The organism is Streptomyces sp. NPDC042201, assembly GCF_055582185.1.
Genome location: NZ_JBVJDS010000013.1, coordinates 196,961 through 212,381 on the forward strand (window position 1 = coordinate 196,961; position 15,421 = coordinate 212,381).

Genomic DNA, 15,421 nt, shown 5'->3' on the forward strand with positions numbered 1-15,421 from the left:
CGTCAGGCCGCCGCCGCCTCGCGCTCCAGCAGCCGGACGATGTCCCGCGCCGCCGCCCGTCCGGCCCGGTTGGCCCCGATGGTGGAGGCCGAAGGCCCGTACCCGACGAGATGGATCCTCTCGTCGCGTACGGCACGGGTCCGCTCGACCCGGATACCGCCGCCGCGCTCCCGCAGTCCGAGCGGTGCCAGATGGTCGATGGCCGCGCGGAACCCGGTCGCCCAGAGGATCACATCGGCCGCCACGGTCCGCCCGTCGGGCCAGGCCACGCCGTCAGGGGTGATCCGGTCGAACATGGGCAGCCGGTCGAGCACCCCCTCCTCGCGCGCCCGGGTGATCGCTTCGTTCACCGGCAGCCCGGTCACCGACACGACGCTCTGCGGCGCCAGGCCCTGGCGCACCCGTTCGTCGACGAGCGCGACGGCGGCCCGTCCCTGCTCCTCACCGAACGGCCCCTCGCGGTAGACGGGCGGCCGGCGCGTCACCCAGGTCGTGTCCGCGGCGACCTTCGCGATCTCCATCAGATGCTGGGTGCCGGATGCTCCGCCGCCCACCACGACGACCCGCAGCCCGGCGAACTCCGCGGGGCCTGGATAGTCCGCCGTATGCAGCTGGCGGCCCAGAAAGGTCTCCTGACCGGGATAGCGCGGCCAGAACGGACGGTCCCAGGTGCCCGTGGCATTGATCAGTGCCCGCGCCGACCACGTCCCCTCGGACGTCTCGACCCGCAGCCGCCCGCCCGCGCCCTCCCGCACCGCCGCGACATCGACGGGCCGGTGGACCCGCAGGCCGAAGCGCTCCTCGTACGCCGTGAAGTACGCGCCGATCACCTCGGAGGAGGGCCGGCTGTCATCGGCCTCCGCGGTGGTCAGCTCCATGCCGGGCAGCGAGTGCATGCCGTGGACCTTGCCGTATGTCAGCGAGGGCCAGCGGAACTGCCAGGCGCCGCCCGGCCGCGGGGCATGGTCGAGCACCACGAAGTCCTGGTCGGGAGCGAGCCCGGACCGCCGCAGATGGAAGGCGCCGGACAGGCCCGCCTGCCCGGCGCCGACGACCACCACATCGATGTCCCGTACCCCGAAGTCGTTCACGGTTCTACCAACAGACCGTGGGCCGGAGATCTTCCCGCTCAGCGGCCCCCGGCGAACAGCAGCGGGGCACCTCCGGGGGCCGACGCCGGACGGCCGTTCACCGCGGGCACGCCCAGCAGCGGGGAAGGGGGCACGTGCGCGAGCAGCCCGCGCGCCGCCAGCTCCGGCGTCACGCCCTCCCCGAACCAGTACGCCTCCTCCAGATGCGGATAGCCCGAGAGCACGAAGTGCTCGATCCCCAGCGCGTGATACTCCTCGATCCGGTCGGCGACATCGGCGTGGCTGCCCACCAGGGCGGTGCCCGCACCGCCCCGTACCAGGCCGACCCCCGCCCACAGATTCGGCGAGATCTCCAGCTGGTCACGCGAACCGCCGTGCAGCGCGAGCATCCGCTGCTGCCCGACCGACTCGCTCTTGCCCAGCGCCTGCTGGGCGGCGGCGACCGTCTCGGGGTCGAGATCGTCCAGCAGCCGGTTCGCCGTGGCCCAGGCGTCCCGCGCGGAGTCCCGCGAGATCGTGTGCAGCCGGATGCCGAAGCGGACCGTACGGCCCCGCTCCTCCGCGAGACCGCGAATCCAGTCGATCTTCTCCTTCACCTGCGCCGGGGGCTCGCCCCAGGTCAGATAGACATCCGCGTGGTCGGCCGCGACCGGTCCCGCCGCCGGGGACGAGCCGCCGAAGAAGATCTCCGGCAGTGGGTCGGGCGGCAGCGCGGTCAGCCCGCCCTCCACCTGGTAGTGCTCACCGTCGAAGTCGTACGGGCGTCCGCTCCAGGCGCCCCGGATCACCGAGAGGAACTCCGCCGTCCTGGCATAGCGCCGGTCGTGGTCGAGATGATCACCGAAGCGCCGCTGCTCGGTGGAGTCCCCGCCGGTCACCACATTGAGCAGCAGCCGCCCGCGGGTGATGCGCTGGTACGTGGCCGCCATCTGCGCCGCCAGCACCGGCGAGATCAGCCCCGGCCGGAACGCCACCAGGAACTTCAGCCGGTCGGTGTGCTGCGCGAGCGCCACCGTCGTCAGCCAGGCGTCCTCGCACCACGTACCGGTCGGGGTCAGCACCGCCTCGAAGCCCAACTGCTCGGCCGCCTTGGCGATCTGCGTCAGATAGTCGATGTCGGGGGCGCGCACCCCGCTCACCGGGGTGATCCTGGAGCGCTTGATACCCCCGTCGGTATAGGCATGGCGGTCCACGAGCGTGCGCCCGTCGCCGCCGGTCGGCAGGAACCAGTGCAGATGAATGCTCATCAGGAAGAGGCCTTTCCGTAGCTGCGCGCCGGGGAGGTCGACGGCGGCAGGTCCTTGTTGAAGCGGTCGTCCACGTAGTCGGCGAAGTCGAAGCGGCGGGGGATGAGCTTCAAGTCGGCGAAGGTGTCGGCGATCTCCTGCTCGGAGGCGACGGCGGCCGCGTCCAGAGCGACCGGTACTCGGGTTCCGTAGCTCAGTTTCACCGCGTCCAGGGCCACTTCGTACGGCAGCCCGGTGTCCTTCGCCCAGACCTTCGCCCACTCCTCGGGGTGCTCGAAGACCCAGTCCTGCGCCCGGCGCAGCCGCTCGACGAAGTCACCGAGCGCCGCGGCCTTCTCCTTGTCCTTGAGGGCTGCGGGCGCGGCGACCTGGAAGTTCAGCCCGTTGACAGCGCCCCGGCCGTCGGTCAGCACCCGGCCCTGTCCGCCGTGCAGTACCTGCGAGGTGTACGGATCCCAGACGGCCCAGGCATCCACCTTGCCGCTGGTGAACGCGGCGAGCGCGTCGGCCGGCTGCAACAGCGTGACCTTGATGTCGTCGAGGCCGAGACCGGCCTTCTTGAGGGAGGCGATCAGCTGGTAGTGCGCCGAGCTGCCCTGGGCGACCGCGACCGACTTGCCCTTGAGGTCGGTGGTCTTCTTCAGCGGCGAGTCCTTGCGTACGAGAATGGCCTCGCCCCCGGAATCGCCGTGGCTCGCGGCCACCACCGTGATCTTCGAATCGGCTCCGGCGGCGAAGACGGGCGGGGTGTTGCCGACGGAACCGATGTCCACGGCGCCGGCGTTGACCGCTTCGAGCATCGGCGGACCGGAGGTGAACGTCGACCACGTGATCTTGTACGGGAGATCGTCGAGTTCACCGGCGGCGCGCAGGACCGCCTCGGAACCGCCCTTCTGGTCACCGACATTGAGGGTCACGGACCCCTTGCCGTCGGTGTTCCCGCCCGCGCCGCCGGAACCGCCGGCGGACGAGGAGCCGGAGCAGGCGGTGAGGAGCAGGGCGAGCGGCAGCAGGGCGGCGGGCAGGAAGCGTTTCATGGTCGGATGACTTTCTGAGGGAGCGGTACGGGGATACGGGAGCGGAACAGGACTCGGGCGGCTGGTGCTCTGGGCTCTGTGCTCTCTGCTGTGTGCTCGGGCGCTCGGCCTAGGCGGCGCTGCTCGGGGCGACCGGTTCGTCCACGCCCAGCTCGGTGAGCAGCCGGGAGCGCAGCGCGGCGAAGCCGGGATCACCCACGGAGCGCGGGCGCTCCAGCGCGACCGGCGTCTCGTACGCGATGACGCCGTCCCGCATCACCAGCGCCCGGTCCGCGAGCAGCAGCGCCTCCTCCACGTCATGGGTGACCAGCAGGACCGCGCAGCCGCGCCGCTGCCACAACTCGGCCACCAGCCGCTGCGCCTTGATCCGGGTCAGCGCGTCCAGCGCGCCGAACGGCTCGTCGAGCAGCAGCAGATCCGGTTCCCGTACGAGCGCCCTGGCCAGCGAGGCGCGCTGGGCCTCGCCGCCCGAGAGCGTCTTGGGCCAGGCGCCCGACCGGTGACTGAGCCCGACCTCCGCCAACGCGCTCTCGGCGACGGCCCGTTCGGGCTTGCCGTCCAGCCCGAGCAACACATTGCGCCAGACCCGCTTCCAGGGCATCAGCCGCGGCGCCTGGAAGGCGACCGCACGCCGCTTGGGCACGAGCACCGTGCCCTCGATGTCACGGTCGAGGCCGGCCAGCACCCGCAGCAGGGTCGACTTGCCACAGCCGCTGCGGCCGAGCAGCGCCGTGAACTCCCCCGGCCGCAGGGTCAGATCGAGCTGGTCGATCACCGGACGGCCGTCGAACGACCGGGTCAGTCCCTCGACCCGTACCGCCGGGCCGGAGGAGGACACCTGGGGTGCGTGCGGACTCACGGGGCTCACTGGCCCGTGAAGGTCGGTCGCCATTGCAGCAGCAGCCTTTCGAGAGTGCGGACAACGGCATCGGCGAGCAGGCCCAGAAAGGCGTAGACGACCAGGCAGACGACGATGACCTCGGTACGGAAGAACTCCCTGGCCTGGTTCATCAGGAAGCCGATGCCGGCGTCGGCGTTGATGGACTCGCCGAAGACCAGGGCGAGCCAGGCCGTGGCGAGCGAGTACCGCAGCCCGGTCATCGCACCGGGCAGCGCGCCCGGCAGCACGACATGCCGGATCAGCCCCCAGCGGCCCAGCCCCAACGACTGCCCCGCTTCGATGAGTTGCTCGTCGACGCCGCGAATGCCCGCGTACACATTGAGATAGAGGTGGAAGGCGACGCCGAGCGCGATGAGCGCGATCTTGGGTGCCTCACCGATGCCCATCCAGATGATGAACAACGGGATCAGCCCGACCCAGGGCACGGTGCGCAGCATCTGTACGGTCGCGTCGACCAGGTCCTCGCCGAGCCGGGAGAGCCCCGAGACCAGCGCGAGCGCGATCCCGATCACACCGCCGAGCAGCAGGCCGACAGCGACGCGTTGGAGCGAGATTCCCATGGCGGCCGGCAGGGTGCCGTCCGCGATCAGATCGCCGGCCGCCCGGGCGATGGTGCCGGGGGAGGCGAGGATGTCGCGGTGCAGCACGCCGGTCGCGCTCAGCACCTGCCAGCTGAGCAGAAGCAGCAGCGGCCCGATGGTCCTGCGGAGCCAGCGGGGGACGGAGCGGCGCCGGGAGCCGGGGGCGGAGACAGGAGTGACCGGCTCCAGAACGGGCGGTTGATTCACGGATATGGCTGATATATCCGGCGGGGCATGGTCGACGGTCATGGCGGCTCCACAGGCAGCGGAAGGGCGAGGAGGGGAGCGGGCGCGAGAGGGTGCGCGGGGGACTATCGCCTCAGCGTCCACGCGTGGCGGTGCGACGAGAGCCAGGCCGGCACACGGATAGGGGGCGCAGCCGAAAAAGAGAGAGCGGGGAGAGCGCTGAGAAGACGTCAGCAGCCGCGACAACACGCGGCGGACGCCACCCGCAGCAGGTCGATGTGACCGCGCGTGGTGAGCAGAGCTGAACGCAACATGGCGCAGAACGTAGCGAGCGTTTCCTGATCAGGTCAATGGTGTCTCGGCACGCGGACGCGCGATTCCAGGGACCGGGCGGCAGGATGGACGCATGTCCGACGCATTCACCACCAGGATCCTGAACATCAGCACCGGCACCGCCGAGGCCGTGACCGATCTGACCCACGCCTGCGAGAGCTTCCTCCAGGAGAGCGCGGCGGGCCGGGACGGTCTGCTGAACATCTTCGTGCCCCACGCGACCGCCGGCGTGGCCATCATCGAAACGGGCGCCGGCAGCGACACCGATCTCCTCGCCGCGCTCCATACCCTGCTCCCCGCCGACGACCGCTGGCAACACCGCCACGGCACCCCGGGCCACGGCAGAGACCACGTCCTCCCCGCCTTCGTCCCACCCCACGCCACCCTGCCGGTCATCGACGGCCACCTGGAACTGGGCACCTGGCAGTCCATCTGCCTGGTAGACACCAACATCGACAACCCCCGCCGCCAGGTCCGCCTGACCTTCCTAGGCTGACCAAGATCGTCCTGGGGGTGGCCGCTACGACGGTTGCGGGCACGTGCCTGCTCGGTGTGCGGCGGCTGTCGCGGGTGAAGCTCGCCGCGTCATCCCCGGTGCAGCGGGAAGATGTACTCACCGCCGCCGCATCCGTCGGGGTCACATCATCGGCTGGGCTGATGACTGGGAGGTCTCGGGTGATGTCCGCCCAGACGCCGAAGGTGCTCCAAGCTGTTCGGCGTGGAACTGGCCAAGCGGCGCCCCGGCTACGCGAACTTCGCGATCACCACTCCGCCGCAAGCTCGTCCTGATCGAGGGCGAGACGGGCCAGGAAACTCGCCTGGACCACCTGGGCGTCGAGGTCGACAGCACCGACGAGGTCACCGCCGCCACCCGGCTCAAGCACGCCGGGCTCGCGACGTTCGAGGAGAACGACACGTCCTGCTGCTACGCCCTCCAGGACAAGGTGTGGGTCCACGGCCCCGGCAAGGAGCCGGGGGAGGTCTATGTCGTCAAGGCCGACGCCGACCAGCTGGGCAAGAGCCCCGCTCTGGACGGCGATGCCTGTTGTTCCGGGCAGAACGAAACCGCCGGGACCGCAGCGTCCGCGCAGGCAGCCGCGGGCTGTGCCTGCGGCAGCTGAGATCAGCGCCGTCAAATCCTGCGCTGATCCGCGCGGCCGGGGCGCGTCAGGCCGAGGCCGGGTGCCAGGGCGCGTGGGGGATGGTCGGCCGCGCGTCGGCGGCCAGGCGCAGGGCGTAGACGGCAGGTGTGTCATCGGGTTCCGCGACGGGTCCGAGGTAGGTGTGGCCGGTCATGCGGCACCCGGCGGGCAGATCCAGCGGGCCGGCCGGGTCAGTGGCGATGTACGACCGTGCCGGGCTGGGCGTCCTTGACGCGGGCGACGAGCCGCAGGAGGAGGGTGATGCAGAGCTGGCCGGTGCCATCGACGGTGATGTCGGGCACCGGGATCGGGGCGGCACTCACCGGGGCAGGGCCTGGGTGACGCGCCACAGTCGGCGGGGCAGGTCGCCCTCCTCGAAGGCGTGGACCTCGTTCAGGGTCCAGCCGTCGGCGAGGGCGTCGACCAGGTCGCGATCGAAGAAGCGCACTGCGAAGCCGCCGTGTTCAAAGATGTCGTCGCCGTGCGTGGTGCCGGTGCCGTAATGGGCGTCGCCGGTGTGCCGGACGGTGTAGACGAAGGACCCGCCGGGCCGCAGCACCCGGGCGATCTCGCCGACCAGGGTGTGGACCTCCTTGGTCGACAGGGCCATGCAGAGCAGCATGTGCGCGAATACCGCGTCCACGGAGCCGTCCGCCAGCGGCAGCGGCTCGCGGACGTCGTGCACAGTGGTGGCCACACGGTCCCCGGCGCCCTGCGCCTGGGCGGCGTGGGTGAGCTGTTCCAGGCCGGTGGCGGAGAAATCGGTGGCCTGGACGGTGAAGCCCATCCGGGCGAAGTGCAGGGCGTCGCGGCCGTGTCCGGCGCCGAGCTCCAGGACGTCCCGGGCTCCGGCCGTACGGAAGACGCCGACGGCGTGGATGGCTGGCTCGGAGGGCTGTTCTCCGTACATGCCGGGGTGGGCGGTGTAGGTGTGCTGCCAGTGCTCGGGCTACGCCTGCGCCAGTTGGGGGGTCTGCTCTTGTCCCGTCACGGCTGCGTCTTTCTTCACATGTTCCGGCCAGGCTGCCGGTCTGCGCACCACCCTAGATCGGGTGTGGTGCTTCGCCCGCCCCAGAGTGGGTGGGGCTCAGCGCCGGTCAGCTGCGGACGCGTGCCTTTCGTACGCCGTAGACGGCCGCGCCGGCGGCGAGGATGGCGGCTCCGGTCATGACGGAGGTCAGGGGCAGGGCGAAGGCGAGGATCGTGCAGCCGGCCAGGCCGAGGACGGGAACGGCGCGTGGCAGGCGGCGCTCGGCCGGGGTGAGGGTGTAGGCGGCGGCGTTGGTGATCGCGTAGTAGGCCAGGACGCCGAAGGAGGAGAAGCCGATCGCGCCGCGCACGTCGACGGTGGCGGCGGCGATGGCGACGACCGCGCTCACGGCGAGTTCGGCGTGGTGGGGAACGCCGTAGCGCGGGTGGACGGCGGCCAGGGTGTGGGGCAGGTGCCGGTCGCGGGCCATGGCCAGGGTGGTACGGGAGACGCCGAGGATCAGGGCGAGCAGGGAGCCGAGCGCGGCGGTTGCCGCACCGACGCGCACGACGGGGGCCAGGGCGGGGACGTCGGCCGCCCGTACGGCCTCGGTGAGCGGTTCGGTGGCGTGGGCGAGCCGTTCGGGCCCGAGCACCGACAGAACCGCGACGGCCACACAGGCGTAGACGACGAGGGTGATGGCCAAGGCGAGGGGAATCGCGCGGGGGATGGTGCGGGCCGGGTCGCGTACCTCTTCGCCGAGGGTGGCGATGCGGGCGTATCCGGCGAAGGCGAAGAACAGCAGCCCGGCCGCCTGCAGAACACCACCCGTCGTGGCGTCCGCGCCGATGTCCAGCCGGTCGGTCTCGGCAGTCCCGCTGGTCAGGCAGGCGGTGACCACCGAGGCGAGAACCGCCAGGACCACCGCGACGATGACGCGGGTCAGCCGCGCGCTCTTCTGCACACCCGTGTAGTTGAGCGCGGTCAGTGCCACCACGGCGGCCACCGCAACCGCGTGGGCCTGACCGGGCCAGGCGTAGGTGCCCACGGTCAGCGCCATGGCCGCACAGGAGGCGGTCTTGCCGACGACGAATGCCCAGCCGGCCAGGTAGCCCCAGAAGTCACCGAGCCGTTCGCGGCCGTAGACGTAGGTGCCGCCGGAGGCCGGATAGCGGGCGGCCAGCCGCGCCGAGGACATCGCGTTGCAGTATGCGACCACCGCCGCGAGGGCCAGCCCGAGCAGCAGCCCGGACCCGGCCGCCTGGGCCGCCGGACCGAGCGCCGCGAAGATGCCCGCCCCGATCATCGACCCCAGCCCGATCAGCACCGCGTCGGACACCCCCAGGCGCCGCTTCAACTCGCCGCCACCGGCCGAGGTCCCCACCGCGTTCATCGCCTGCTCCTTCGCGGCGGCCCGCCGCCGAATGCCAGCCGGAAGATCTCGGCGCACCGTAGCGGAGCAAGGTGTCCGGCCGGAGCCAATGATCCATGATTTCCTGAATTCAGATATCGCTGTACTGTCTTGCGGGTGCTGCTGACTCTTGCTTCTGACATCGAGGTGCTGGCCCGTTTCGGCCGCGCGCTCGCCGACCCGATCCGCTGCCGGATCCTTCTCGCGCTGCGCGAGGAACCGGCCTATCCCTCCGACCTCGCCGACACCCTCGACATCTCGCGCACTCGGCTGTCGAACCATCTTGCCTGCCTGCGCGACTGCGGCCTCGTCGTCACCGTGCCCGACGGGCGCCGCACCCGCTACGAACTCGCCGACGAACGCCTCGGCCACGCCCTGGAGCATGTCCTCGCCGCGGTGGTCGCGGTCGAGTCGGACAAGACCTGCCCGGACGCCGCCACGAAGGGCTGCTGCTGATGACCGCGATATCCCTGGGGCCGTCCCCGGCCCGCCGCGACGCGCTCGCGAAGCGGATACGGCTGCTGGTCGCTGCGACGATCACCTACAACGTCATCGAGGCGGCCGTCGCGATCACCGCCGGGACGATCGCCTCCTCCACCGCGCTGGTCGGCTTCGGCCTGGACTCCGTCATCGAGGTCTCCTCCGCCGCCGCAGTCGCCTGGCAGTTCTCCGCCCGCGACCACGGCGTACGCGAGGCCCGGGAGAAGACCACGCTGCGGATCATCGCCGTCTCCTTCTTCGCACTCGCCGCGTACGTGACACTCGACGCCGTACGAGCCCTGACCGGAACCGGCGAGGCGGACCGCTCCGTCCCGGGCATCGTCATCGCCGCCCTGTCCCTGGCGATCATGCCGTTCCTCTCCGCCGCACAGCGCCGCGCCGGGCGCGAACTCGGCTCCGCCTCCGCAGTCGCAGACTCCAAGCAAACCCTGCTGTGCACCTACCTCTCCGCCGTCCTGCTGATCGGGCTGGTTCTCAACGCCACCCTCGGCTGGTCCTGGGCCGACCCCATCGCCGCCCTCGTCATCGCCGCCATCGCGGTGAAGGAAGGGCGCGACGCCTGGCAGGGCAAGGGCTGTTGCGCACCATCCGCCCACTCCGTCGCAGCTGTGCCGTCCTCGGGCGACGAGACGGACGCGCGCGGCTGCCGCCCCGGCTGCACCTGCTGCTCATGAACATCGCGTTGCCGACCGGCCGCGCCGCCGGCGGGCGTGCTGATACTGGTCCGGCAACGGACACGGGCGGGAGCAACGGTGGACTGGTTGACTGCGCTGGGAGGCCTGTCCGCAGGGCTGCTGATCGCGACAATGACCGCACCGGTCGGGGTGTCCGGGGCGGTGTTCCTCCTCCCGGTCCAGCTGAGCGTCTTCGGTGTGCCGAACCCCGCGGTCACGCCGACCAACCTCCTCTTCAACGTCATCGCCGGACCCGGGGCTTTGTGGCGTTACAGCCAAACCGGCGCCCTGCGCGGACCACTCACCAGGCTCCTGGTGGCCGGCACCCTGCCCGGAGTGATCCTCGGCGCCGTCATCCGGGTCTTCGCCCTCCCAGGCCCCACCGTCTTCCGACTCCTCATCGCCGCCCTCCTCCTCCCGCTCGGCCTGTGGCTGTGCACACGCACCCTCCGCCCAACACCCCAGCGGGCCGCTGGTGAACCGTCCGCACGCACCGTCACCGGCCTCGCGCTGGCCGTGGGCATCGTGGGAGGGATTTACGGAATCGGAGGCGGTTCGCTTCTCGGACCGATCCTCGTTGGCCGTGGCCTGCCGGTCGCCCGCGTCGCCCCGGCGGCCCTCGCCTCCACATTCGCGACCTCGCTCGTTGGCGCGGCCACCTTCGCGTTGCTGTCCCTGATCAGCCGTGGAGATGTAGCGCCGGAATGGCTCCTGGGCCTCGCCTGCGGAGTCGGCGGCTTGGTCGGCGGCTATCTCGGCGCCCACCTCCAACCGCGCCTCCCCGAGACAGCTCTGCGACTACTTCTCGGCACCCTGCCCGCAGCACTTGGTGCTCTCTACGTGGTGCAGGCCATCCGCTGATCGTGCGCCATACGGGGCTGGGAACGTGAGAAAGTCATCACCGAGACATTCATATAGCCCCTTAGCTTGTTCTTTATCTACCAAGATCTTCCGGGCTTGCCGATGGCCTTGAGGGTCTCGGGGCGTTTGACGGTCTTGCTGACGTCGTAGCGGGGTGCCCTGCAAGCTGGGTGTGAGCGACGATCAGGATCCAGGTCCAGCGGTCCGCGGCCTCGGGAGTGCGGAGTTTCGGGCTGGTCCAGCCGAGAGTCTGCTTCGCGAAGCGGAAGGTGTGTTCCAGATCGAAGCGGCGGAGAAACGCCTGCCAGAAGCGGTCCACGTCGTCCGGGGTGGCCCCGGTCTTGGAGGACCATGACCACACCGGCGGGGCATCCCGGTCCTTCGACAGGTGCTCGACTTTCAACCGCATCAACGTCCCCTCAACCAGGGGTAGTTCACCATCGTGGTCGAGCCAGGATGAGCGGTGGGTGAGCCTTGGGTGGACCGCACCGTCCGCACACAGCACCGCGTCCACCAGCTCGAACAACTCGTCGCGCCGTGCGGTCAGACACTCGTAGAACTCGCCACGGAAGCGTGACGCTTCCGCGAACGCTTCGCCCCGGACGGCAGCAGGCAGCAGACTCATCCTCACGGCCTTCGTGTCCCGTCTCTCGCAATGTTCTCGCTGTCTCACGTGACCTTGTTGGATTCGCGGCTGGTCTCATGTGACGTTGTCGCAGTGGGCCGGGGCGGAGACTGATTCTCACGCGATGTTGTCGCTCAGTCGGGTTCGCCCCAGCTCTGCGCTCGCGGGGGCTCCCTCTACTGGCCGTCGAGTTCAGCGAACGCTTCCGCGAACCCCTTCGCATCCGACTTGTTCGTCGTGTAGGCGCCGGTCCCCCGGCGCAGGACCCGGCAGGTCCACCTCCAGCACCGTGCCCAGGGCAGGTGATCCGATAACGCTGCTGCGGGAACGGGGTTTGTGACGGATCTTGTGAGCCATCGCCGCATTTCAGAGGCACTCCCGCGCTGTTCCGCCGGCGGAGAACACCGGCCCGACCGGGCTCGACGATCACTACGGTCCAGTCTCATGACGACGATTACAACGCGCACGGTCGAGTACCCGGCCGACGGCCTGACGATGATCGGGCACCTCGCGCTCCCGGCCGGCGTCGACCGTCGGCCCTCGGTGCTGCTCGGACCAGAGGGCCCGGGGCTCAGCGACGTCGAGCGCCGCCGGGCCGATGCGCTCGCCGAACTGGGATACGTAGCGCTGGCCTTCGACGTCCACGGCGGGCGCTATTTGGGCGACCCAGACGAGATGCTGGCCCGTTGCATGCCGCTGCTCGCCGACCCCGACCGGATGCGGGGCATAGGCCACGCGGCGCTCGACGTGTTGCGCGCCGAACCGCGGACCGACCCCGACCGGATCGCCGCCGTCGGCTACGGCACCGGCGGCGCCATCGGGCTGGAACTCGGGCGCGACGGCGTCAACCTACGCGCGATCGGCACAGTCAACGCACTGACCACAGGCCGACCGGGCGAGACGGCGCGCATCCGCTGCCCAGTGTGGGCCGGGGTCGGGTCGGAAGACCCGATCATGCCGCCCGCGCAACGGGACGCGTTCACCGCCGAGATGCAGGCCGCGGGCGTCGACTGGCGCCTCGCGGTCTACGGCGGCGCCTTGCACGCCTTCCACCACCCGCCGGTCGACCACCCCATGGTCCCCGGCGTCGGCTACCACCCACAGCACGCGCAGCGCGCCTGGCACGACGTCATCGACCTGCTCACCGAGTGCCTGCCCGTAACGGAGTGATCTGGTCAGCAACCGCGATTCCGGGCCGCGAACCAGGCCGGTCGACCGCCACCGGCTCCGGTTTGTGGACATCACCGCAGCTCAGAGAAACGGTGACGAGGTGCTCTGCGAGGGCGTTCCCACTCGGCGGCGGGAACGGCTCCGCCCGATGCCCCGCCCGGTGCCCTGGCTCGTTCTCTGCGATCACGTTCCTGACCTGGGCAGACCCGGACCGCAGTCTCAGCTGGAGTTGCCGCTGACCATGCTCCGTCTCAGGTGCTGTTCCCTCTCACGGGTGGTCTGAGGCCGCATCGCTGGCGGAGGTGTCTGCTGGCGACTTCGCTTGGATCGATTCCGTGTGATCGATCCGGGGGCCGGGCGATGGATGTCGAAAGGCTGGGGCAGGCTGCGTTCGAGGTGGTATACGTCGATGAGGACTGCGTACGCCGCCGCGAGCCGTTGTCGGCCTGCTGGACACTGAGGTTCGAGCGGCTGTCGCCGGTGCGTACGGTCAAGTCCTACCAGGGGCAGAAGTCCGTGACCCGTGACTACTGGGCGGCCACGACGGCCGGGCAGCTGTCCTGCGAGTCGCACCTGGAACGGCACCACGCGATGCTGATGGACTTCGATCCGCAGGTCACGGCTCTGGCTGGCCAGCCGTTCCGGCTGTTCTGGCCCGGCCGGCGCGGCCGTCGCGGGCACGTCCCGGACTTCTTCGCCCGACTCGATGACGGCGGCGGCCTGGTGGTGGATGTCCGTCCGGACGATCGGATCGCGCCGGACGATGCGGAGGCGTTCGCAGCCACCGCACGGGCCTGCGAACTCGCCGGTTGGGCCTTCCACCGGGTGTGGAGTGATCGATCCGGTGCTGTTGGCGAACGTCAAGTGGCTGGCGGGCTACCGGCACCCGCGCAACCACCGGGAACCTGTCGCCTCGCACTTGGCGGCGGCCTTCACTGAGCCGGAGGCCCTGTTGGCCGGGGCCGAGCGGGTCGGTGACCGCCCGGCTGTGCTGCCGGTTCTCTATCATTTGCTCTGGCGCCGAGTTCTGGAAGTTGACCTGGAATCACGTCCGTTGGGGCCGCGAAGCATGGTCCAGCGGGTGGTGCCGGCCTGGTGAGACCTCCGCTGGCGGTTAGGCCCGGTGACCGGGCGAGGTTCGACGGCAAGGTGCACACCGTGATCGGCCTCTCCGGCGTCCTGGTGCGGCTGGCCGACAAACACGGGCACTCCAGCGCGATGCACTCCGCCGTTGGATGGAGGCAGAGCGTCACTACCGCACGGCCGACGATCACCCATTTCCCATTCCGCCTGTCGCTGGCTCGCGCGAAGGGGCGGATCCTAGCCGCGGCACCAACGACCTGCGCTGTCTCACTTGCGGAACCCGACTCGGCTCGCAGGGCCGCCCGAACGCAGCTTTCTGCTCAAGCGCATGCCGGGCACGCAGATGGAGGCTCCATCAAGCGGAACCGTCCAGGCTGAAGGTGAAATGCCTGATCTGCAAGTCCACTTGGACCGAAGGGCTGGAACACCGGAAAGGAGCCGTCTACTGCTCAGCGAGGTGCAAAACAGAGGCATGGCGGCGACGCAAGCTCGGATACTGACCATCCCACGCCGAGCGACAAGATCATCTGAGATTGGTCGTCGTGAACTTTGGCGAGCGACAACGTCAACCGAGATTCCGGCCTCGACCTGTCTCACGCGTCCTTGCATCCGCACTGGTCATGGGGTTGGTCACCGGCAAGATCGAATGAGACGGGACACTCACGGCCTTCGTCTCGGTCACGTGCACCTTGGTCGGAGCACATGATCAGACGAAGGCCGCTCCCGCGTCCGGCGAATCCCCAGGTGAGCGACTCAGTTCGAGACCGGAAGACAAAGAACAAGCTTAGAGGGTGTCTCACGTGGCAAGTTTCGCGAGCTTCTTGTAGCAGGTCAGGGCGGCGGCCATGGCCAGGCCTCGGCTCTGCCTGTCGTTGTGGGCCACGTACGGGATCTTGAGACCACGAGCGGCCCATGGCAGGCTCATGCCGCATGATCGATGAATTCGCGAAAGACAACCTGCACGGGAGACTGCGGCGGGACCGCAAGGCGCTGCTCTGGAAACTCGACGGCTTGTCCGAATACGACGCCCGCCGACCTTTGACAGCGACCGGGACCAATCTCCTCGGCCTGGTCAAGCACGTGGCCACCGTCGAGGCCAGGTACTTCGGCGAGGTCTTCGACCGCCCTTCCCCGGAACCGCTGCCCCGGTGGCAGGACTCCAACGGCAGCGATCTGTGGGCGACGGAGGACGAGACCCGCGATCAGATCATCGGGTTCTACCGGCGCACGTGGGAACACTCGGACGCGACGATCAACGAGCTTCCCCTCGACGCCCCCGGCCACGTGCCGTGGTGGCCGGAGCCTTATGCCGACACCAACCTGTTCGCCATCCTGGTCCATGTCCTCGGCGAGTCCATCCGGCATGCCGGGCACGCCGATATCCTGCGCGAGGGCCTCGACGGCCGGACCGGGTTGCGCTCCGAACACGAGAAGTCGATCGACGAGGAAGCCCGTGCAGCCTACTGCGCGAAGATCGAGCAGGCCGCCAGGTCGACCGCACCAATCAAGGCTTAGACCGTGTCCTATGTGGGGGTGGCTCGTTGGGCTGTGCATGGGGCGGGGTATGTGGAGTTGGATTGTTCCGGATGGGCTGTGGGAGATCGCGAA

General features: G+C 69.8%; 18 protein-coding genes and 2 pseudogenes. 8 read left to right on the forward strand and 12 right to left on the reverse strand.

Annotated features, from left to right (window positions below; genetic code table 11):
- Positions 1-2: 2 nt before the first annotated feature.
- The 6 genes from ACZ6MZ_RS28555 to ACZ6MZ_RS28580 all read right to left on the reverse strand — a co-directional run bounded on the left by ACZ6MZ_RS28555 (position 3) and on the right by ACZ6MZ_RS28580 (position 5,357).
- Entirely contained in the window at positions 3-1,091 is a 1,089-nt protein-coding gene (locus ACZ6MZ_RS28555) for an NAD(P)-binding domain-containing protein (RefSeq protein ID WP_469355194.1), read from the reverse strand.
- Positions 1,092-1,129: 38 nt separating this feature from the next.
- Positions 1,130-2,338, reverse strand: coding sequence for an LLM class flavin-dependent oxidoreductase (locus ACZ6MZ_RS28560; protein ID WP_384180562.1), 1,209 nt, complete (start codon positions 2,336-2,338; stop codon positions 1,130-1,132).
- On the reverse strand, positions 2,338-3,375 hold the full coding sequence (locus tag ACZ6MZ_RS28565; protein ID WP_384330896.1) for an ABC transporter substrate-binding protein: 1,038 nt from the start codon (positions 3,373-3,375) through the stop codon (positions 2,338-2,340). Before ACZ6MZ_RS28565 ends, ACZ6MZ_RS28560 begins: the two co-directional genes overlap by 1 nt.
- A gap of 109 nt (positions 3,376-3,484) precedes the next feature.
- A complete protein-coding gene (locus tag ACZ6MZ_RS28570) occupies positions 3,485-4,267 on the reverse strand; it encodes an ABC transporter ATP-binding protein (RefSeq protein ID WP_469355197.1) in 783 nt (260 codons plus the stop codon).
- On the reverse strand, positions 4,240-5,106 hold the full coding sequence (locus ACZ6MZ_RS28575; RefSeq protein WP_384330893.1) for an ABC transporter permease: 867 nt from the start codon (positions 5,104-5,106) through the stop codon (positions 4,240-4,242). Before ACZ6MZ_RS28575 ends, ACZ6MZ_RS28570 begins: the two co-directional genes overlap by 28 nt.
- A gap of 167 nt (positions 5,107-5,273) precedes the next feature.
- On the reverse strand, positions 5,274-5,357 hold the full coding sequence (locus ACZ6MZ_RS28580) for a putative leader peptide (RefSeq protein WP_343234701.1): 84 nt from the start codon (positions 5,355-5,357) through the stop codon (positions 5,274-5,276).
- 92 nt (positions 5,358-5,449) lie between these two features.
- Between ACZ6MZ_RS28580 and ACZ6MZ_RS28585 the strand changes: the two genes are divergently transcribed.
- Positions 5,450-5,872, forward strand: coding sequence for a secondary thiamine-phosphate synthase enzyme YjbQ (locus tag ACZ6MZ_RS28585; RefSeq protein WP_469355199.1), 423 nt, complete (start codon positions 5,450-5,452; stop codon positions 5,870-5,872).
- A gap of 207 nt (positions 5,873-6,079) precedes the next feature.
- Positions 6,080-6,497 (forward strand): annotated as a pseudogene (locus ACZ6MZ_RS28590) (ArsI/CadI family heavy metal resistance metalloenzyme); the annotation flags it as partial.
- Between the two features lie 46 nt (positions 6,498-6,543).
- Here the strand turns inward: ACZ6MZ_RS28590 and ACZ6MZ_RS28595 are convergent.
- The 4 genes from ACZ6MZ_RS28595 to ACZ6MZ_RS28610 all read right to left on the reverse strand — a co-directional run bounded on the left by ACZ6MZ_RS28595 (position 6,544) and on the right by ACZ6MZ_RS28610 (position 8,881).
- Positions 6,544-6,672 (reverse strand): hypothetical protein, encoded by a 129-nt coding sequence (locus ACZ6MZ_RS28595; RefSeq protein WP_469355201.1) that lies wholly within the window; start codon positions 6,670-6,672, stop codon positions 6,544-6,546.
- 37 nt (positions 6,673-6,709) lie between these two features.
- A complete protein-coding gene (locus ACZ6MZ_RS28600) occupies positions 6,710-6,841 on the reverse strand; it encodes a hypothetical protein (RefSeq protein WP_469355203.1) in 132 nt (43 codons plus the stop codon).
- Positions 6,838-7,428: a class I SAM-dependent methyltransferase gene (locus ACZ6MZ_RS28605; RefSeq protein ID WP_469355204.1), complete on the reverse strand. Its 591-nt coding sequence runs from the start codon at positions 7,426-7,428 to the stop codon at positions 6,838-6,840. The genes ACZ6MZ_RS28600 and ACZ6MZ_RS28605 overlap by 4 nt, the downstream gene beginning before the upstream one ends.
- Positions 7,429-7,615: 187 nt before the next feature.
- Entirely contained in the window at positions 7,616-8,881 is a 1,266-nt protein-coding gene (locus ACZ6MZ_RS28610; RefSeq protein ID WP_469355206.1) for an APC family permease, read from the reverse strand.
- 138 nt (positions 8,882-9,019) lie between these two features.
- On the opposite strand from ACZ6MZ_RS28610, the gene ACZ6MZ_RS28615 reads away from it, so the two are divergent.
- From ACZ6MZ_RS28615 to ACZ6MZ_RS28625, 3 genes are all read left to right on the forward strand, one after another.
- On the forward strand, positions 9,020-9,355 hold the full coding sequence (locus ACZ6MZ_RS28615) for an ArsR/SmtB family transcription factor (RefSeq protein WP_389790907.1): 336 nt from the start codon (positions 9,020-9,022) through the stop codon (positions 9,353-9,355).
- Positions 9,355-10,074 carry a cation efflux transmembrane domain-containing protein gene (locus ACZ6MZ_RS28620; protein ID WP_389790906.1) on the forward strand — a complete coding sequence of 240 codons (720 nt, stop codon included), beginning with the start codon at positions 9,355-9,357 and terminating at the stop codon, positions 10,072-10,074. The genes ACZ6MZ_RS28615 and ACZ6MZ_RS28620 overlap by 1 nt, the downstream gene beginning before the upstream one ends.
- 78 nt (positions 10,075-10,152) lie before the next feature.
- Positions 10,153-10,935 carry a TSUP family transporter gene (locus ACZ6MZ_RS28625; RefSeq protein ID WP_469355208.1) on the forward strand — a complete coding sequence of 261 codons (783 nt, stop codon included), beginning with the start codon at positions 10,153-10,155 and terminating at the stop codon, positions 10,933-10,935.
- A gap of 112 nt (positions 10,936-11,047) precedes the next feature.
- Here ACZ6MZ_RS28625 and ACZ6MZ_RS28630 read toward each other — a convergent pair.
- Positions 11,048-11,419: pseudogene (locus ACZ6MZ_RS28630) on the reverse strand (NF041680 family putative transposase); the annotation flags it as partial.
- Positions 11,420-12,004: 585 nt separating this feature from the next.
- Here ACZ6MZ_RS28630 and ACZ6MZ_RS28635 point away from each other — a divergent pair.
- Both ACZ6MZ_RS28635 and ACZ6MZ_RS28640 read left to right on the forward strand, forming a co-directional pair.
- A complete protein-coding gene (locus ACZ6MZ_RS28635; RefSeq protein WP_469355210.1) occupies positions 12,005-12,730 on the forward strand; it encodes a dienelactone hydrolase family protein in 726 nt (241 codons plus the stop codon).
- Between the two features lie 360 nt (positions 12,731-13,090).
- Positions 13,091-13,669 (forward strand): TnsA-like heteromeric transposase endonuclease subunit, encoded by a 579-nt coding sequence (locus ACZ6MZ_RS28640; protein ID WP_469355213.1) that lies wholly within the window; start codon positions 13,091-13,093, stop codon positions 13,667-13,669.
- 940 nt (positions 13,670-14,609) lie between these two features.
- On the opposite strand, the gene ACZ6MZ_RS28645 is transcribed toward ACZ6MZ_RS28640, so the two are convergent.
- Complete coding sequence (locus tag ACZ6MZ_RS28645) at positions 14,610-14,738, reverse strand: hypothetical protein (RefSeq protein ID WP_389790902.1); 129 nt, start codon at positions 14,736-14,738, stop codon at positions 14,610-14,612.
- A 5-nt stretch (positions 14,739-14,743) separates the two neighbouring features.
- Between ACZ6MZ_RS28645 and ACZ6MZ_RS28650 the strand changes: the two genes are divergently transcribed.
- The gene (locus ACZ6MZ_RS28650; protein WP_469355215.1) at positions 14,744-15,328 is read left to right on the forward strand and encodes a DinB family protein; all 585 of its coding nucleotides are present in this window, start codon (positions 14,744-14,746) and stop codon (positions 15,326-15,328) included.
- Positions 15,329-15,421: the final 93 nt, after the last annotated feature.